This is a genomic window from Pseudoalteromonas sp. SR43-5, from assembly GCF_014163835.1.
Taxonomy (GTDB): domain Bacteria; phylum Pseudomonadota; class Gammaproteobacteria; order Enterobacterales; family Alteromonadaceae; genus Pseudoalteromonas; species Pseudoalteromonas distincta.
On the sequence record NZ_JACJEA010000016.1, the window covers coordinates 1 to 18,258 of the forward strand.

General features: G+C 37.3%; 18 protein-coding genes and 1 riboswitch. Of the genes, 3 read left to right on the forward strand and 15 right to left on the reverse strand.

Annotated features, from left to right (window positions below; all coding sequences use genetic code 11):
- Positions 1–12 precede the first annotated feature (12 nt).
- The 3 genes from H5090_RS10875 to H5090_RS10885 form a co-directional block, all read right to left on the reverse strand.
- The gene (locus tag H5090_RS10875) at positions 13–1,839 is read right to left on the reverse strand and encodes a TonB-dependent receptor domain-containing protein (protein ID WP_182695706.1); all 1,827 of its coding nucleotides are present in this window, start codon (positions 1,837–1,839) and stop codon (positions 13–15) included.
- A 36-nt stretch (positions 1,840–1,875) separates the two neighbouring features.
- A riboswitch (cobalamin riboswitch) is annotated at positions 1,876–2,060 on the reverse strand.
- A 54-nt stretch (positions 2,061–2,114) separates the two neighbouring features.
- Positions 2,115–2,909, reverse strand: a complete 795-nt coding sequence (locus tag H5090_RS10880; RefSeq protein WP_182695707.1) for an ABC transporter substrate-binding protein — start codon at positions 2,907–2,909, stop codon at positions 2,115–2,117.
- A gap of 187 nt (positions 2,910–3,096) precedes the next feature.
- Positions 3,097–3,579: a YajQ family cyclic di-GMP-binding protein gene (locus tag H5090_RS10885; protein ID WP_002958753.1), complete on the reverse strand. Its 483-nt coding sequence runs from the start codon at positions 3,577–3,579 to the stop codon at positions 3,097–3,099.
- A gap of 152 nt (positions 3,580–3,731) precedes the next feature.
- Here H5090_RS10885 and H5090_RS10890 point away from each other — a divergent pair, with 152 nt between their 5' ends.
- Both H5090_RS10890 and H5090_RS10895 read left to right on the forward strand, forming a co-directional pair.
- Positions 3,732–4,085: a VanZ family protein gene (locus tag H5090_RS10890; protein ID WP_002958754.1), complete on the forward strand. Its 354-nt coding sequence runs from the start codon at positions 3,732–3,734 to the stop codon at positions 4,083–4,085.
- On the forward strand, positions 4,078–4,980 hold the full coding sequence (locus tag H5090_RS10895) for a ketopantoate reductase family protein (RefSeq protein ID WP_024595948.1): 903 nt from the start codon (positions 4,078–4,080) through the stop codon (positions 4,978–4,980). Before H5090_RS10890 ends, H5090_RS10895 begins: the two co-directional genes overlap by 8 nt.
- Positions 4,981–5,005: 25 nt before the next feature.
- Here the strand turns inward: H5090_RS10895 and thiI are convergent, their stop codons facing one another.
- Both thiI and H5090_RS10905 read right to left on the reverse strand, forming a co-directional pair.
- Entirely contained in the window at positions 5,006–6,463 is a 1,458-nt protein-coding gene (gene thiI, locus H5090_RS10900) for a tRNA uracil 4-sulfurtransferase ThiI (protein WP_024595947.1), read from the reverse strand.
- 375 nt (positions 6,464–6,838) lie between these two features.
- The gene (locus H5090_RS10905; protein ID WP_165744837.1) at positions 6,839–7,504 is read right to left on the reverse strand and encodes a TetR/AcrR family transcriptional regulator; all 666 of its coding nucleotides are present in this window, start codon (positions 7,502–7,504) and stop codon (positions 6,839–6,841) included.
- Positions 7,505–7,702: 198 nt separating this feature from the next.
- Between H5090_RS10905 and coaD the strand changes: the two genes are divergently transcribed.
- A complete protein-coding gene (gene coaD / locus H5090_RS10910; RefSeq protein WP_039484868.1) occupies positions 7,703–8,194 on the forward strand; it encodes a pantetheine-phosphate adenylyltransferase in 492 nt (163 codons plus the stop codon).
- A gap of 32 nt (positions 8,195–8,226) precedes the next feature.
- On the opposite strand, the gene H5090_RS10915 is transcribed toward coaD, so the two are convergent.
- The 10 genes from H5090_RS10915 to argC form a co-directional block, all read right to left on the reverse strand.
- Positions 8,227–8,745 (reverse strand): hypothetical protein, encoded by a 519-nt coding sequence (locus H5090_RS10915; protein ID WP_182695708.1) that lies wholly within the window; start codon positions 8,743–8,745, stop codon positions 8,227–8,229.
- Between the two features lies 1 nt (position 8,746).
- Positions 8,747–9,274: a hypothetical protein gene (locus tag H5090_RS10920; protein ID WP_182695709.1), complete on the reverse strand. Its 528-nt coding sequence runs from the start codon at positions 9,272–9,274 to the stop codon at positions 8,747–8,749.
- 503 nt (positions 9,275–9,777) lie between these two features.
- On the reverse strand, positions 9,778–10,302 hold the full coding sequence (locus H5090_RS10925) for a hypothetical protein (RefSeq protein WP_182695710.1): 525 nt from the start codon (positions 10,300–10,302) through the stop codon (positions 9,778–9,780).
- 5 nt (positions 10,303–10,307) lie between these two features.
- Positions 10,308–10,811, reverse strand: coding sequence for a hypothetical protein (locus H5090_RS10930; protein ID WP_182695711.1), 504 nt, complete (start codon positions 10,809–10,811; stop codon positions 10,308–10,310).
- A 1,054-nt stretch (positions 10,812–11,865) separates the two neighbouring features.
- Positions 11,866–12,060, reverse strand: coding sequence for a hypothetical protein (locus H5090_RS10935; RefSeq protein ID WP_101164309.1), 195 nt, complete (start codon positions 12,058–12,060; stop codon positions 11,866–11,868).
- 258 nt (positions 12,061–12,318) lie between these two features.
- Positions 12,319–14,184 carry an argininosuccinate lyase gene (gene argH, locus H5090_RS10940; protein ID WP_149602222.1) on the reverse strand — a complete coding sequence of 622 codons (1,866 nt, stop codon included), beginning with the start codon at positions 14,182–14,184 and terminating at the stop codon, positions 12,319–12,321.
- A gap of 51 nt (positions 14,185–14,235) precedes the next feature.
- Positions 14,236–15,438, reverse strand: coding sequence for an argininosuccinate synthase (locus H5090_RS10945; RefSeq protein ID WP_007377844.1), 1,203 nt, complete (start codon positions 15,436–15,438; stop codon positions 14,236–14,238).
- Entirely contained in the window at positions 15,435–16,367 is a 933-nt protein-coding gene (locus H5090_RS10950) for an ornithine carbamoyltransferase (protein WP_002958764.1), read from the reverse strand. Before H5090_RS10950 ends, H5090_RS10945 begins: the two co-directional genes overlap by 4 nt.
- 7 nt (positions 16,368–16,374) lie before the next feature.
- Entirely contained in the window at positions 16,375–17,142 is a 768-nt protein-coding gene (argB, locus tag H5090_RS10955; protein ID WP_002958765.1) for an acetylglutamate kinase, read from the reverse strand.
- A complete protein-coding gene (argC, locus tag H5090_RS10960; RefSeq protein ID WP_182695712.1) occupies positions 17,143–18,153 on the reverse strand; it encodes an N-acetyl-gamma-glutamyl-phosphate reductase in 1,011 nt (336 codons plus the stop codon).
- Positions 18,154–18,258: the final 105 nt, after the last annotated feature.

Consider the following 18,258-nt stretch of genomic DNA (forward strand, 5'->3'; position numbering starts at 1 on the left):
TAATAAATACCGTTAAAACCGGTAGCTTGCGCCTGCAAAAAAGCGACGCTCTGGCGTGTTGTAGTAATACACTTCACCCGTTGTAAAATCAGTGTTTGAATCAACAGCGTTATACTCTTTATCAAATAAGTTTTCTACACGAAGTGAAACTTCAATATGTTCATTTACTTGATAATTACCCGCTAGGTTCCAGAGTGTATAAGAGCCTAAGCGCGTCACAGCACCTTGTCGGTCGCTACGGTATTGCATGTCTAAGCTTGCATCAAAAGCACCAAACTGTTTTGCAAGTTCCCAGTTAAAAGTACGTTTAGCAACATTACGCAACTCTGCGCCCGTTTCTTCGTCTTCAGCGCTTAAGTAAGCAAAGTTAAGGTTGCTATCAAAACCAAAAAACTGCTGAGATAAGCTAAATTCAACCCCTTCGTAACGTGCTTCATCGATATTAGCCAATGCAAAGTTTGCATCGTAATCAATCTTATCTTCTATATCGTTTCTAAATATTGCAATATCAACTTGCGCGATATCAAAATCTACACTCAAACCTAACTCACGGTTTACTGATTTTTCAGGTTGTAAATCAGGGTTACCATAAAGTGGATAATATAAATCGTTAAATGTAGGAGCTTTAAAGCCAGTACTTTGGCTTATACGAAATGTTGCATCTTCAGATAAATGATAACCTGCAGCGGCTGTATACGTTGTTTCGTCGCCAAATTGCTCATCATCATCTTGGCGAACAGTTAAATTAGCCAGTACTTTATCTGCATCATAGTAAGCACCTACAAACACAGCAAGTACATCGCGGCTGTCTTCAACAAATGGTTGCGAACTATGCGACACATCATCGTTGTACCAATTAATACCACCACTAATGTTAAGTTCATTAGATAACAGGTACTGGCCGTTATAATCAATTTGTGTGCGTTTAGTTATAAAGGTACTTGTTGTTGGCCCAACTGAAAAATCGACATATGTATTGTCTGAATCATCTGTTGAAAGCGCTAAATCAATACTATGCGTTTGGTTAGTGTAGTTTTTGCTCCAACCTGCAGAAAGTTGATAGTTTTTAAAGTCATCTCGTTCAATCGTACTATCTGCTGGGCTAAAGCTACTGTCGTAATCTGCATAACCTTCACTGTATTGGCCTAATAACTTAAAGTCGCCGTAATGTGCATCGGTGTAGTTTACTTTAAACCCAAGGTTTTTATTTTCATAGCCATCTTCATCAGGTGCTACGCCTTGCAGTACATCAAAGTTATCTGTTTTTTCAAAGCCTGCGTTAAATGCTGTTGTTATATCATCTGATTTTACAGAGCCTGCAACTTGATAATTTTGATAAGAGTCAGAACCAAATGTAGCGCTTAGGGATAAGTTATCTGACTCACGCGTAATAATATTAATAACACCAGCGAGTGCATCAGAGCCATAAACAGCCGCGCGAGAGCCTTTAATAATTTCTATGCGTTCAATACTATTTAAAGGGACATTATTTAGTGCTTTTTGACCAAGTGTTGCTGAGCCTGTACGTACACCGTCAATTAAAATCAACGTATCGCCAGAGCCTGTACCACGAAGTGACACACCTGTATTTTGACCAAAACCACCGTTTGGATTAACCTGAAAACCCACTCGCGTGCTTAAAAGTGTAGGTAAATCGCGTACGTTACTAGCTTCTATTTCAGCACGTTCAATAACATTTACACTCGCTAAAACGTCGTTAATTGATTGCTCAAACTTATTAGCTGTAACGGTTATTTTTTCAATTGATTGCTCTGCACCAGACACAGAAAATGAAAGCGCAGCAGAAATTGCAACGCCTAGAGTTGTTTTGTTTAACATGAGGTCCCCTACCTTTGCCCACCGCAAAGATTTAAGTAAGTAAGATTGCATCAAGGCCGGTCTCCGGACTCAGTAAGCACATAAAAACATGCAATACTCTACCGTTGCGGGGGCAGTGTTGGGCTTGTAGTCATCATGAAAACGCACCAACTTCCCGATTATCCTGCTAAAAAAATCATTACATGAAGTGGCTAGCAAGCACCTTGAAAATATGCCGTCATTGTGAGCATTTTGTTTACAAATGTCAATGGACGTCTATATAGCTAAAAGCCATTTCAGTTTAGTGCTGTATTATTATAGCTTGAAGGAATACCGTACTTATCAAGTAGCTTCTGAAGTTGCATTTGTGTAGTAGGTAAATTTAATATTTCATCCATTTTGCTACTAGATATTTTATTTGATTGTGAGTTAATCAAAAAATGTGTTTCATACACTGCATCTGGTACGTCACTCTTAAATAGTAAATCCATATTTAAGATATTCTGCTTTTTAAAATACTGATAAGCAATACTGTTTAAAACCCCGACTTCAGCGCGCCTTAATAGCAGCATTTTAACTACATTGAATTCATCGATTGTAAGGCTTACCTGGTGCTCTTCTCTCAAGTATTCGGCATTTGTATTAAATCCTGCAAATTGATACGAGTACCCTAAAACCCCAACTTTGGTTAATTTGTCCAGATTGTCAAAATAAGTTTGTTCTGATGCATTCTCTTTGAGTGTATAAAGCTCGTTTTTGGTGATGGTATAAAATTCAGTTTTTTCAATGTTTTTCTGCGTTGTTTTTGGTAGCCATTGCATTGCCATTAAAAATAAAACGTCGAAGTTATTTTTTTCAACAGACAAAGTAAGCCTTTTTACAGGTAAAGAAATAAGTATAAAGTTAAATTCCTCCTGTGCGTCGTTTAAAATATTAATAAACTCAGGAGCAAAGCCCTGCTTTTTTTGCGCGTTAATAATAATCGGAAAGTAGCCATCTTCGACCAATACATCAATATCAACTGGCTTTGATAAGCTTGGCTTGGTAAATATAAGCAAAACAAATAACAGAAATAATTGATGGGGTCTCATTTTAATACCTTCTAGAGTGAAATTTTTATTATATTCAATTAAATATAATAGCTTAAATATCAAAAGGTGGATTAATACATGCAGAACTACGAGAGGATAAGGTGGGAAAGTTGTAAAAATTAAGTAGCTTTAATCTGTCTGCAAATATAGACAAATTAAAGCATTTTTATTAAAAACAGTTTATAAATTAGTCGCGAAAGTTTTTAAACTGAAAAGGCTGACCTAAATCGGCACTGCGTACTACCTGCATTGCCTCTTGAAGATCGTCACGCTTTTTACCTGTCACACGCACTTCTTCGCCTTGAATAGCGGCTTGTACTTTAACTTTTGAATCTTTAATGGCTTTAACCACTTTTTTGGCCATGTCTTTTTCGATACCTTGCTTTAACCCAACGTTACGAAATACATTTTTTCCTGCACGGCTAATATCTTGAAGTTCTAAACTAGCTACATCCATACCGCGCTTTGAAATTTTTCCCGCTAAAATATCAAACAACTGCATAACTTGAGAGTCAGCTTCTGCTTTAAGCTTAATTGTTTTATCGTTTAGCTCAATAGATGCATCAACGCCTCTAAAATCAAAGCGAGTCTCTAGTTCACGGTTTGCGTTATCAACCGCATTTTTAGCTTCGTTCATTTCTACTTCAGATACAATATCAAATGAAGGCATTAGTATACTCCTAACTATTTAATCTTAATTTTATGTGGCAATTATAACGCTAAAATTATAAATCTTTACATTTTTCTGCATCTTGTTCAGGTGCGATACTAAATTAGTTTGATATACTTGCGCCTCTTTTTTAAGCGATTTTAGGATTTGTCGTGACAAGGCGTGTTTATCAAGCAGTTTTTTTAATCAGCATAGTGGCTTTCACCTTTTTATTTGCTAAAGAAATAAAAGGTGGCGTTGTAAATTTATTCCCTCATGTTGATAAAGTCGCCCATTTTGGGATTTTTTTTATATTAGCCATAATAATGGATAAGGCTTTTAAGCTTCCTTTATATGCTCAAATACTCTTATTAGCAGGCTATGGCGCCTCGATAGAAATAATGCAAGACGCACTTCCTTATAGGCAAGCATCACTTGGTGATTTTTTTGCTGATTTTGCAGGTGCTGCAAGCTACTTTTTACTTAGAGTAATTTTTACACCTCGAAAAAAGAACCCACATGGCTAATATTTTAATCGTTGGCGATGGCGCTATTGGCTTATTGCTGAGCCACTTTTTGAGCGCATCGCATAATGTCAGTGTTTTAACTCGTAAAAACCCAACAAACACCCGCTTTTACAGCAGAGCTAAGGGTGCATCAAAAAAAATTAACGCAAAATTTATTTCATTAAATCAGTTAGATAAAGCAACTGAATTTGATGTAATTTTATTTACCGTTAAAGCTTTTCAAGTGCTTGATGCGTTTTCTCAAATAAAGCCATTTTTACCGACACATTGCTCTGTTGTACTTTCGCATAATGGAATGGGCAACGTTGATGAGATAAATAACCAGCTAAACACCCATCAAGCACTCTACTTTTTAACGACAAGCATAGCGGGCTTTAAATCAAACCAATATATTGTGCAACACACAGGTGAAGGACAAAGCGTTATTGGTGGCTGTAATGAGCTTGCACTTCAAAATAGCGCGCCAATAGCTGATATTTTTAAAGTAATACCCAACCTAAAGTTTACTAATAACATTCAGCAGCTTCGTTTTGAAAAGCTACTCGTCAATATTGCCATTAATCCATTAAGCGCTTTAAGTAATGTAAAAAATGGCGAATTACGTGCACCTAAGTACAATACAATAATTTTTAATGCACTCACTGAAGCATGCAATATTGCAAAGGCTCAAGGGCTTAATATCCCATTAATTAAAGCTCTCAATACCGCTTATAAAATAATGGAGTTAACCGCAAATAATTACTCATCAATGCAGCAAGATATAGCTCACAATAGAGAAACTGAAATATCAGCTATATGTGGCTATATTAGCCAACAAGGTAAACTTTACAGTATTCCAACGCCTTACAACGATGAGTTGTTAGTCAAAATTCAGGCAAAAAAAAGCGTGGTATAAACCACGCTTATATAAGCTTTTAACTTTACGGGCGATAAACTTTTACAGTTTCGAAGCCCTGTTCGTGCAGCATAAGTGCCTGTAGTTGGCTCATTACGCCTCTGTCACAATATAAATAGTAGTCAGTGTCTTTTGGTAAATCACCAAACTTAGTAGCTAAACGGAAGAACGGCAAATGCACCACTTCAACACCATCGATTACAAGCGGTGCAGCTTCTTCTTCTTCTGGTGAGCGAATATCAATTACTACAGAGCCTGCAGGTAAATCAGCAACCGACTCAGCCTCTTTTAGCTCTTGCTTTGCTTCTACGTCAATATCGCGTACATCCATTATGCGCGCGTTATTTACTACGGTATCTAGCACATCAAAATCGAACTTTTCTTCTTCGGCTTCTATTACTTCAATTTTGGCTTTAACTGTCGGTTTTTTAGAAATAACACCACAATATTCAGGCATCGTTTCAGCCATTTCAGCTGTACCAATTTGGCGAGCAAGATTAATAATTTCTTGTTTATCATTTTGAATTAGCGGGCGTAAAATAAGCGTTTCAGTAACGCGGTCAATCACGCTTAAGTTCGCTAATGTTTGACTAGATACTTGGCCAATACTTTCACCAGTGACAAGCGCCTGAATGTTTAACTTTTCAGCCACTACACTTCCTGCTCGCATCATCATACGTTTAAGTACAACACCCATTTGGCTGTTTTCAACGTTTTCTAGAATTTCAGCAACAACAGGTTCAAAATCAACTGTTATAAATTTAACTTTATGTGTTGAGCTGTATTTTTTCCATAAAAAATAGCTCGCTTGCTTAACACCAATCTCGTGCGCTGCGCCACCTAGATTAAAGAATAAAAAGTGCGTACGTGCGCCTTTACGAATCATTTGGTAACTTGCTACGCCAGAGTCAAAACCACCCGACATAAGCGAAAGCACGTCTTCTTGCGTTGGTAGTGGAAAGCCCGCCATACCAAAATGCGTTTGCGAAACAATATAAGCTTTATCGTCTTTTACTTCTAAGCGTATTGTTACTTCTGGACGGCTAAGTTTAACGCTTGCGCCTTCAATATGTTGATTTAGCCCACCACCAACATAACGCTCTAAATCAGTCGAGGTAAAGTCGTGTTGGCCTATACGCTTAGCACGCACACAAAAGGTTTTACCCACAATTGTATGACCCACTAACGCTATTGTTTTTTGATAGATATCATCGAGAGTTTCAAATTGCGTCTCAGTTACTTCAATAAACTGAACGATACCAGGTATGCGTTTAAGGCTGTCGATAAAATCAAGGCGAACTTGTGCATCTTCAAGCTTTGTAACAACTGAAATATTATCCCAGTTATTTCTTACTTGTACTTTTTCGTCAAGACGTCGCAATACAATCTTAATGTTATTTTCTAACACTTTAGTAAAGCGTTTACGGACCGAACGGCTTTTGATGGCTATTTCAGGATGTAGTTTGACGATAAATTTAAGCATAGTTCACTCTTAGACTGCGGGAATTCGCGCTCCCAGGCATTTGGCGCGCGATTATAGCAAAAAATTCAGCGTCTAGGAAACAACCAATAATTATCGACTAAGCAACCGCGAGGGCCTGTTTATCTTTCGAGGTTGAATTTGCAGCAGTGTGTTTGGTATTTTAGCAAGGCAGAGCCTATGTAGCGTGATTATTCCCTATAAATAGGCGATAACGTAGCATAAATGCTAAACATACGCTGCTCGAAGGATTCTGCCTTAGGGCAATTAACTCTTTGTTGCCTATATAGATTTAGTCAGTAAGGTAACGCAGGAGCAGTTACCCTACTGGCTTACAAATCTCGCATCGCGATTTAATCGCTCCTAGATTGAAAAATTTTAATCTTGAAGGGTCACAGCCCCTAAGGCTTGTTGTGCTAACTCGGTGTATTTTTCGCGTAGCAGGTTCATTTTATCGATACTTTTATCGGTACTGTACGCTCTAAATAATGTTAGTACTTTTAAAATACCGTGATATATATCTTGCTCAGCAAGGGTACCGCTTGGCCTACGAGCCTTAATATAAGGCGTCCAAAAGCTAACAGTTAACTTTAGTGTATGGGCTAAATCAATGACATCTTGCTCATCAATAGCAATCATTTCACTATCGCGAAGACCTAGAATAATTTTACGAACTTGCTCTAATAACTCTAACTGAAAATCAATGTAAGCTTGTTTTAGCTCAGTGTCTCTGGCGAGTATATCGCCAAGATTGTCGTAAAAAAAATGGTAACGCCACATCAATTCAAATAACGAATCTAAATAAGCCGTTAAATGATTAAATGCATCATCATCTTTATTAATAGGTTTAAAGTGAGTATTTAAATGATCGCGATACAGCGCAAAAATATGACGGATAATGTCTTCTTTATTTTTAAAATGATAATAAAGATTACCCGGGCTCATCCCTAAGTTTGATGCAATATGATTTGTCGTTATTGCACGCTCACCATTTTCGTTAAACAACAAAATACTGGTGTGTATTATTTTATCCTTGGTATTCATATGCTAATACTCAAATTATCTATAGGCTACATTACACTCAAAAGAGGTAAACAGTATAAACAAATATGAATCATTAAAACACTCAAACCTTGGACTGACCTGTTCAAAGAAAGTAAGTGTTTATATGCTTTATTAGCTAGGCTGCTTTGTGGCATAAACACTGTTAAACTAGCGCTAAAATCATAAATAGTGAACATTATGAAAGTTATTGCAATTTACCCTGGCACCTTTGATCCACTAACCAATGGTCATACAGATCTTATTCAACGTGCAGCTAAAATGTTTGATACCGTATTAGTTGCGGTTGCGAACAACCCAAGTAAGAAACCCTGTTTTAACCTTGAAGAACGTGTTGAACTTGCAAACTCTATTTTAAGTCACTTAGATAATGTTAAGGTCATTGGTTTTTCTGGCTTATTGGCTGACCTTGCGCGCGATCACAATGCTAATGTGCTTATTCGTGGTATTAGGGCTGTATCTGATTTTGACTATGAATTTCAATTAGCTAACATGAACCGCCGCCTGAATCCTGATTTAGAAAGTGTATTTTTAACACCCGCAGAGCGAAATTCATTTATTTCATCAACGCTTGTTAAAGAAGTAGCACGTCACAATGGTGATGTAAGCGAGTTTGTAGACCCTGTAATTGTCAAAGCGCTAAAAACTAAATTGGGCTGTGGTGCCCAATAACACTTCCCGAATTAGCGCATAACTTGTATGCGCTAATTTGGCTTTTGTATAGATGATGATTTTAATTTTTTAATTAACCAAACAAGTTTTAGCAAATCTTTATTGATAATTAGTATTAGCGCCATAGTGATATCAATAATAGGCATAAGTAAACCATACAGCATCCACAGCCACCAAAAGTCCCGATTGCCATAAAGAGTATTATCAATATACATGCTCATAAACAGTGAGGCATTGATACCAAGCCCTACAATAAGATAATAAAATCCGTACGGTATTTTGCGTCCTAAAAAAATACGCCACATAAAAATAACTGCAATTGTTAGTACATCAAATATAAACATCTTTAAATGCGGAGCTGCAGTAGTTATGTCCATAAATAAACTAAGTATGTACGAAGCCATCATAATAAAGCTAAGGTGAACTCGGCTTTTATCTTGCTTATTAATGGCAATTGATAGAGTGAACAAAAAAGAAAAAACAAACAGCCATGTAATAAGTATTCCAAAATATTCATTAACTGAATTTAATTGCCAAAATAGATCCTCCATTCTATTCAACCTTTTGATGAGTGCTTTTTCTACGATTAAGTAAATACCGTTTTAATGCAACCAAACCTAAAAAATCTTTATTAATTAGGAGAACTAAAAGCATCGTTAAATCAAAAATTATTTGCCCTATTGCATATAAGGCCCAAAACCACCAGTAGTCTAAATTTCCTAAAACAATACTGTCGTAGTGCATTCCAAAAAAAACAAATGCGTTAAAGCTAAGTCCGACTAAAAGATAATAAAAGGCTACGGGGAGATTTTTACTAAAGTATATCCGCCATATAATCAGAAAAAATATAGTTACGATATCAAATATAAAAAGGGTCAAATGGGGTGTCTTGCTCAAGGGATCCATAAAAATACTAGAGGTGTAAGATACCATCATAATGAATGCAAGCTGTGTGCAGCTTTTGTCAGACTTGTTAATGCTTGCAGACAAATTATATAAAAAAGCGAGTACAAAAGACCATGTAGTAAAAATGGTTATATAGTCGTATAAACCAGCCAGCTGCCATAAAAAATCAAGCATTGCGTGACCTTTTAAATTTTTCAGTTAAAAATTTAGTAAGCTTAACTAGACCTAAAAAATCTTTGTTAAAGATAAGCGCTAATGGCATTATCAAATCTGTAAAGTACATACCAAATACATAAACGTTCCAAAACCACCAATAATATAGAGTACCTAAAATCTCTATATCGTAATGCATAGCTAAAAATAAAGATGCGTTAATACTCAAACCAAAAACAAGATAATAAAATGCGTTAGGAATTGGGCCACAACTGCAGTACCGAAACGTAAAAATAATAATTAGAGTTACAATATCGAAGTAAAAATAGTTTAAGTGAGACACTATAACCATATCGAACAGTGTACTTAAGGTATACGAAATCATCATAATACCAGAAAGGTACATTGTATTTTTATAGGGACTGTTTATGCTTGCTGACAAATTATAAAGAAATGCAATTACAAAGAACCATGTAATAAATATACCTACATAATCTCTAATCGCTACCAGATCCCACAGTATGTCAGCCATCATGCCCCTTTATGAATTTATTATTTCGCAACCACCCTTTTAGTTTATACAAACCTAAAATATCCTTATTGATGATTAATACCAATGCCATTGTAAAGTCGACAAAATACATTCCAAAAATATAAACTGTCCAAAACCACCAATAGTAAAGAGTACCTGCAATTTCAATATCGTAATGCATACCTAAAAATAAACATGCATTAATAAAAAGCCCTACAATTAAATAGTCAAAAGCAATTGGTACTAATTTTTTATATATAAATCGCCAAAGTATCAGGGCGCTAATAGTAGCAAGATCATAATAGAAGTAATTTAGGTGAGGATTTTCAATCAGTGGATCCATAAAAAGACTAGATATATATGAAACCATCATTATAAATGAAAGATGCGCTCTACTTTTATCATTTTTATTAATACTCGCTGATAGGTTATATAAAAATGCGATTAGGAAGAACCATGTAAATAGTATTGCTACGTTATATCCTAAATCTACCAGACCCCAAAGTATATCAGCCACTACTTCTATTCCTTTTTCATAATACTATTGTGGAACCATATTTTAATTGCAGCTAAAGCTAAAAAATCTTTGTTTATAAAAAATATAGCTACCATTATGAAATCAGCAGCGTTAACCCCTATTACGTAAGCATTCCAAAGCCACCAGTAGCTTGTATTATTTGATATATAGATGTCGTAATGCATGAGAAAATGCAGAGTTGAGTTTATAGCTAAACCAGTAATAATATATAAATAGGTAATACCACCATGCCAGAGCCACCTAAGGAAAATAATAACTAGGAGAGTTAAAGTATCGGAAAACAAAAAATCGAGATAAGTTACCGTATTAAGATTTGTAAATATACTAAATGAATATGAAATACTCATAACTAAAGACAAATAAACTCTTTCTTTATTAGACTTATTAATCGAATGAGCAAGGGAGTATAAAAATGCCATAAGGAATCCCCATTGTACAAATGCACCTATGTACAATGACACTGTTGGACTTACCAAAAGTTCACCCATTATTTTACGACTTTTTCAAGTTTAATTTGAAGGCTTTTAAATGTAGCATCTGTATAATGTTCCTATTGAGTACTAATGAAAGCATCATTAGAGTATCTATAGAGTTAACACCTATCGAATAAAAACTCCAATACCACCAAGGCTCAATATTATACAAGACATATAGATCATAGTGCAGTATTAAGGTAAGTACTGCATTTATCGTTAACGAAATTATTATGAAGTGAAAAGCTGCAGAACGTTGGAGCACTTTGAAGTACTGTAAAGTTAACAAAGCTAAAATTGTAATAAAATCGTAGAGCGCCCAATTTAAATATAAACTTTCTAATAAGTTTATGTAACCACTGGAAATATATGAGCAGAGCATAAGCGCTGATAAATAAACCGAGGATTTATTTTCTTTATTTATACTGGAAGCTAAACAGTATAAGAAAGCCATTAAAAATCCCCATTGAGAGAAAGCTTCTACATAATCCATCAGGGCTTCAGTAACGTACATTTAAGTTAGGTTACTTTATGGGTATCGTTTGACTTGAAGTAGTTGATAGTTTTATTTTTTAATTTATGAAGACCGAGAAAGTCTCTATCAACAATAAGTGCAACAATCATTATTACGTCTATAATATTAACTGAAACTGCGTAAATGTCCCATAATAACCACCGTTCTTTGTTTTGATGTACATATAAATCAAAATACATCAAAAGAAAAAAAGTTAAATTTATCGATAGTCCTACGGTCAAGTATATGAATGAAACGGAGGTTTTTTTCTTACAGGCTAGGCTCACAGAAAGAATTAGAATAGTTAGGACATCATATATTGCCCAATCCAAATATACTGTAGTTTTTATCGACAGCCATGTAAAGAAGTAATCTGATAGTGTATAAGAAACCATCATTACAAACGAACTGAACAATAGGTTTGTATCTCTTTTTACATTTAGGGAGTAAACAAAGACATTGAAAAAAAATGCCATTAAAAACCCCCACATTGTAAATGCAGAAAGGGAAAAAAAGCCAAAAAACTCAGTTAAAAACATTTATAACCTTAATTAATCACTTAGGTTTTATAGGTATCATACCACCACCGCGCTGTAATTCTGCACCAGCTGCAGCAATAGCCTCTTGAGAAAAGCTCACTGTATCAGATTGCAGGGTTTTAGGGCTAGCAGTTTGTTCCATTGCAGGCTTTAATTGTTGTGTTTTGTTGTATGCTTGCATTTGTAATTGGCTATTAGCTGAAACTTGCATGTGATTGATCCTTGTAAAAGTTTTAATTATATTTGGTGCAACTTTTAACCACATTATTATGTAGATAAATGCATTACCTGTTTTAAGCAGTGATAGCTATTTTGCTATCTACCTAATAATTAGCAATCAATGTGCCAACTTTTTTTGACGCATTAAAATTCACTCAAAAATATAATCAAACCAAACAGCTCCGACCAGTTTGCTGCAAATATAAAAAAACGCACAGGGATAACCGTACGTTTTTTGTATCCAGGGAGTTTAAGCTACGTATTTACACGGGATCTCCGCACGTGTACTTAGCTTCAAAATATATTCCATTGCTACTTCGTCACAATTTTCTTTACGAAGGCAAAGTTCACAATCTTTCATTACTTTTTCAGGCAAAGAGTCTTTGCTACAAAAAGTAAAACGTTGTTGTTCAAAGAAATCGGGGACACGGGTCAATACAATAACTCGGTTAAGTGCCAATTTTTTGGCTTTAGCAAGTAGGTGCTCTACAAGCTGTCTACCCTGCCCCGTCACTTTACTTTTTGGGTCTATACCCAATGAGCGTATTTCAGCAAGGCCGGTATCGTAAATGTATAACGATGCACAACCTGACACTTTTCCATTTATTTCAGTAACGGCAAACTCGTTAATGGAGTGCACCATATCGCTTTTTGCACGAGGCAGGTTTTCGCCTACCGTTGCCCAGTGCTGTATAAGTGTGGCAATTGCCTCTACATCATCTAAATTTGCATCACGTACCGTTATTTGCTGTTTTTTTTTGGCTTCTTTAACAGCATTAGTTACTTGCTCAATAGACGTCCCACCAAGCGCTTGACGCGCTTTTATACACGCATCAATTTCAAGTACTGGGTAAACATCGTCTTCAAATACAGTGTTTACTGATTTGTACTGTTCAAGTGATAGCTCCTCAAGCGTTTTACCTTCGCTAATCGCAAGCTGTACAAGTACACCCACAATGTGATGCCCTTCTCTAAATGGCACACCTTTAGCAACTAAGTAATCAGCAAGTTCAGTGGCATTAGCGTGGCCGCCTTTTGCCGCTGCTAACGTTTTATCACCATTTACTTTTACGCCTTTAATACACGCTTGCGCCATATGAATACATGCAAGCCATGTTGGCATAGCGTCAAACAGGCCTTCTTTGTCTTCTTGCATATCTTTATTGTATGCAAGTGGCAACGCTTTTAATGTCATCATCATAGCGCTAAATGCACCAAATACACGTCCGGTTTTACCGCGAATAAGCTCGAGTGCATCAGGATTTTTTTTCTGAGGCATGAGCGATGAGCCTGACGTGACGTTATCAGCAAGCTCTATAAATCCGGCTTCACCCGAATTATAAAAAATCAGATCTTCAGACATACGAGATAAGTGAATCATCGAAATAGACGCACAACTTAAAAGATCTAACACGAAGTCACGATCAGATACGCCATCAAGGCTATTTTTTGTAGCCGCTGTAAAACCTAATCCGTGGGCTAATGCTTGGCGATCAATCGGATAAGCTGTACCTGCTAATGCACCACTGCCTAATGGGCAAAAATTCATGCGCGCTTTAGCATCTTGCAGGCGGCTTTCATCGCGCTCTAGCATTTCTACATACGCCATACACCAGTGGCTAAACAATACTGGTTGTGCGCGCTGTAAATGCGTGTAACCTGGCAATATTGTGCCAAGCTCTCGCTCTGCAAGCGCTACAAATTCGCCTTTTAGCTGTGCAATGGCATCTAGTAAATGATCGGCTGTATCACGGCACCATAGTCTAAAATCGGTGGCAACTTGGTCATTACGGCTTCGGCCTGTATGTAATTTTTTAGCTAAATCACCTACTTTTTCAATTAGAGCAGCTTCAACATGTGAATGAATGTCTTCTGCACCTGAAGTAGCAACTGATTGTGGATCAGCTTTAACTTCTTCAAGTAGCTCATTTAATGCAGCAACTAATTTTGTATGCTCATCACTTGAAAGTACATTTACCTGTTCAAGTGCACCAGCCCATGCCACAGAGCCAATAATATCTTGCTCTGCTAACTGGTAGTCAAAGGGAAGAGAGTCGTTAAATTGCTTAAACGCCTCATCTGGACCCGTAGAAAAACGTCCGCCCCATAATGCCATGAAATCTCTCCAAACCCTGTAATGCCCCTTTTATAAGGGGCTATAAATAATTTACTTTTTAGCCAATGCTGAAATTCTGCTTGAAAGCGAGAATAAACGAATAAAGCCTTCAGCGTGTGACTGGTCATACACATCATCTTCGCCAAATGTAGCAAATGCTTCGCTGTATAAGCTATTTGGTGATTGCTTTTGAACCGCAGTTACTTGACCTTTATATAGCTTAAGTACCACTTCACCTGTTGCCACTTTAGAAAGTGCTTCTGCACCAGCTAAAATAGAATCTTTAAGTGGTGTAAACCAACGTCCGTCGTATACTAAATGTGAAAATTCACCACCTAGTACTTCTTTCCATTTACGGCTTGCTTTATCAAGCACTAGCTCGTCAATGGCTTGAAGCGCAGCCATAATTACTGTGCCACCTGGTGTTTCATAACAACCGCGTGACTTCATACCTACTAAACGGTTTTCTACAATATCAACACGTCCAACGCCATGAGGCGATGCAATATCGTTTAATTTAACTAAACAGTCATATGGTTTAAGTTCTTCGCCATTTACAGCAACCACTTCGCCTTCAACAACTTTTAAAGTTACTAGTTCTGATTTATCTGGTGCTTGCTCTGGAGAGTTAGTCCAAGTCCATACTTGCTCAGTTGGTTGGCACCATGGATCTTCAAGCTCACCACCTTCGTGCGAAATATGCCAAGCGTTAGCATCACGGCTATAAATTTTTGTAGCAGATGCTGAACACGGAATGTCACGCTCTGCTAAGTAATCAAGTAATGATTCACGACTCGATAAGTCCCACTCACGCCATGGCGCAATTACTTTTAAATCTGGAGCAAGGGCTGCAAAACATGATTCAAAACGAACTTGGTCATTACCTTTACCAGTACAACCATGAGAAAGTGCATCAGCACCTACTTTACGTGCAATTTCAACTTGTGCTTTAGCAATAATAGGACGCGCCATAGACGTACCTAGTAAATAAGTACCTTCGTAAATCGAGCCCGTTTTAAGTGTTGGATAAATGTAATCACTTACCATTTCATCTTTTAAATCAACTACGTAACATTCTGAAGCACCTGAAGCGATTGCTTTAGCTTCTACGCCTTCAAGTTCTTCTGCGCCTTGACCTACATCCGCTACAAACGCAACAACTTCACAACCGTAGTTTTCTTTTAACCATGGCACGATAGCCGATGTATCAAGACCACCTGAATAGGCTAAAACGACTTTTTTAATTGAACTCATAGGTGTTCCTTAACAAAATTTGGATTTAGTAATGTAACTAGCAAAGCATTTTGCGCGTGCATGCGATTCTCTGCTTGTTGAATAATTTTCGATGCTGGACCATCCATTACCTCAGAGGTAATTTCAAATTCACGGTGTGCCGGTTGGCAATGTAATACCGTAGTTGCACCGGTTTGATCTAGCAATGCCTGATTTAATTGATAAGGCATATATTTTTCTTTAACTTGCTCAAGCGGTGTTGTATCACCCATTGATACCCATGTATCTGCATATACAACGTTTGCACCAACAGCCGCTTCAACACGGTCACTTACCATCACTGATGCGCCATTCATTGCCGCTATTTGCTCTGCCTTTTTAAGGATTTGCGAATCAGGCGAGCTGCCTTTTGGCGTTACAGCAACAAAATCAGTGCCAAGCGTTGCCGCTAAAAGCATTAATGAATGAGTTACATTGTTGCCCTCACCTAAGTAAGCCACTTTAAGCTCGCTCACATCGCCGTGAACTTCTTGAAGCGTTAAAAAATCAGCAAGCGCTTGGCATGGGTGGTATAAATCACACAAACTATTTACTACCGGTACTGATGCGTATTCACCTAATGTAGTTAATGTGCTGTGCTGATTTACGCGCGCAACAATACCATCGGCCCAAGTAGAAATATTAAGTGCGAAATCTTTAATTGATTCACGTGCACCCATAGCGCCATTTTGCTGATCTAAATAAACTGCATGGCCACCAAGGCGGTTAATACCTATATCAAACGATAAGCGAGTACGTAAACTTTGTTTTTCAAACAATGTTACGATTGATTTTCCCGCTAATACATTGCTGTATTTTTCTGGTTTTGCTTTTATATCTTGCGCTAACTTTAATAAATTAAGTGCGCCTTCTTGGTCTAACTCTAAACCCGTTAAAAAATTCTCAAACATAATAAACCTATGGTGTAATCTTAGTTCCGACATGCTCGCCTTGTAGCAGAGCAGTTAAATTTTCTGGCTTTTGCCAGCTGGAAATATACACACCGCGTCGTAAATGTTGGGCAGCGTGAAGGCTGGTCTTAACTTTGACCTCCATCCCGCCCACAATTACTCCATTTGTAATTAAAGTATCAATGTGTTTTGTGTCAAGTTGATGTAACGGCTGTTTATTTTCATCAAGCACTGCTTCAACATCCGTCATAAAAATAAGCTCGGCATTTAAGTTACTAGCAATAGCCGCTGCTGCTTCATCTGCATTTACATTGTACCAAAGCCCTTGCTCATCAAAGCCTATAGAGCTAACAATGGGTAGGCGACCGATTTTAAGTAAATCATTAACAATAGAATCGTCGTTGCTTTTACATTTACCCACTAAGCAAAGCGCTTTTAGCTTTTGAGTGGCAGTAACACCTGCCTCAAAAAGACTTAAGCCGACAGGCTTGTGCCCAGCACTAATAGCTTGAGTCATTAATTGTTTATTAGCGCAACCTGCAAGCGCACCCACTATATAAGGCATTTGCTCTGCTGGGCTAATACGTAATCCTTGGTGTTTAGCACTGGCAAAACCCGCTTGTTTTAACCATGTATCAACTAAAGCGCCACCGCCATGTACAATGACAAATTCATCATTTGTTTGCTCATTTAATACATCAAACAACGCTTTTGCTGCATTTTCTGTATTAAGTACTGCACCACCTAGCTTAATTACCCACGTTTTTTTACTCATTTAAAACGCTCCTCTTAAACCAGTGGTATGATCTAAATTCATAGAAATATTAATACACTGCAAAGCTTGTCCAGCAGCGCCTTTTAATAAGTTATCAATAGCAGACATCACAATTAACTGCGTTCCTTGTTGCTGCCAGCCAATATCAACAAATGGCTGCTTAGCTACACCTTTAATTGAAGGTACTTTATCGCCTAATAAACGAATTAATGGCTCGCTCGAAAGTACTTGATAAGCCGATGCAACGTTTTCCTTGGTAACGCCTGGCTTAAGCTGTACATAAATAGTTTCTAAAATACCGCGCGGAAAATTACCTAGATGCGGTGTAAACAACACTTTGTGGCCAAGGTGTTGTTCAATTTCAGGGCCGTGGCGATGGTTAAACAAACCATAAGGTGCAAGCGACACTTCACAAAAATGCGTTCCTACACTGGCTTTACGCCCTGCGCCTGTAACGCCCGAAACCGCATTAATAATAATACTTTCGCTGCTCAATAAGCCTGCTTGCTTAAGCGGTTTTAGCGCATTAAGCGCTGCTGTTGGGTAACAGCCTGCAACAGCAATTAGCTTTGCATTAGCGATAGCATCATGGTTCCACTCAGCTAGACCGTAAGCCGCTTCATTTAAAAGCTCTGGATGTTGATGCTCAAAACCATAGTAAGTAACGTAGTCGTCATTGCTTGCTAAACGGTAGCCACCAGATAAATCAAATACCTTTTTACCCATAGCTAAAAATTGCGGCGCTAGATCAACACTTACTTTGTGATCGGTACATAAGCATACGTAATCAGCATCACTTTGAATGTCATCAAAAGCTGATACGCTAAGAGGAAGTAAAGGGCAGTCTAGTAAGCCAAGGTGCTCTGGGTATAAATCACTTAGCAATTTATTTTTATCTAAGCTACCCTCAGATACATAACAGCCTGTTAAAGTTAAGTTTGGATGCTTAGCAACTAAACTTGCTAACTCTGCGCCGCTGTATCCGCTTGCGCCAATAATCACTACATTCATTTGTTACTCGTTATCTTAAAATTAATTACTACTTATCTATAATGTTCGCTTAAACTAGCTTAGACGCTAATTAAGTCTTTTTTATTAATGAATTTTGATTATCGT

Coding starts and splice junctions, on each gene's coding strand:
- H5090_RS10875 (WP_182695706.1), bottom strand. CDS start 1,839: ATGTTAAACAAAACAACTCTAGGCGTTGCAATTTCTGCTGCGCTTTCA.
- argB (WP_002958765.1), bottom strand. CDS start 17,142: ATGAGTAAAAAAACGTGGGTAATTAAGCTAGGTGGTGCAGTACTTAAT.
- H5090_RS10945 (WP_007377844.1), bottom strand. CDS start 15,438: ATGAGTTCAATTAAAAAAGTCGTTTTAGCCTATTCAGGTGGTCTTGAT.
- H5090_RS10895 (WP_024595948.1), top strand. CDS start 4,078: ATGGCTAATATTTTAATCGTTGGCGATGGCGCTATTGGCTTATTGCTG.
- argC (WP_182695712.1), bottom strand. CDS start 18,153: ATGAATGTAGTGATTATTGGCGCAAGCGGATACAGCGGCGCAGAGTTA.
- H5090_RS10905 (WP_165744837.1), bottom strand. CDS start 7,504: ATGAATACCAAGGATAAAATAATACACACCAGTATTTTGTTGTTTAAC.
- H5090_RS10915 (WP_182695708.1), bottom strand. CDS start 8,745: ATGGAGGATCTATTTTGGCAATTAAATTCAGTTAATGAATATTTTGGA.
- H5090_RS10920 (WP_182695709.1), bottom strand. CDS start 9,274: ATGCTTGATTTTTTATGGCAGCTGGCTGGTTTATACGACTATATAACC.
- H5090_RS10935 (WP_101164309.1), bottom strand. CDS start 12,060: ATGCAAGTTTCAGCTAATAGCCAATTACAAATGCAAGCATACAACAAA.
- H5090_RS10880 (WP_182695707.1), bottom strand. CDS start 2,909: ATGAGACCCCATCAATTATTTCTGTTATTTGTTTTGCTTATATTTACC.
- H5090_RS10885 (WP_002958753.1), bottom strand. CDS start 3,579: ATGCCTTCATTTGATATTGTATCTGAAGTAGAAATGAACGAAGCTAAA.
- H5090_RS10950 (WP_002958764.1), bottom strand. CDS start 16,367: ATGTTTGAGAATTTTTTAACGGGTTTAGAGTTAGACCAAGAAGGCGCA.
- thiI (WP_024595947.1), bottom strand. CDS start 6,463: ATGCTTAAATTTATCGTCAAACTACATCCTGAAATAGCCATCAAAAGC.
- argH (WP_149602222.1), bottom strand. CDS start 14,184: ATGGCATTATGGGGCGGACGTTTTTCTACGGGTCCAGATGAGGCGTTT.
- coaD (WP_039484868.1), top strand. CDS start 7,703: ATGAAAGTTATTGCAATTTACCCTGGCACCTTTGATCCACTAACCAAT.
- H5090_RS10930 (WP_182695711.1), bottom strand. CDS start 10,811: ATGGGTGAACTTTTGGTAAGTCCAACAGTGTCATTGTACATAGGTGCA.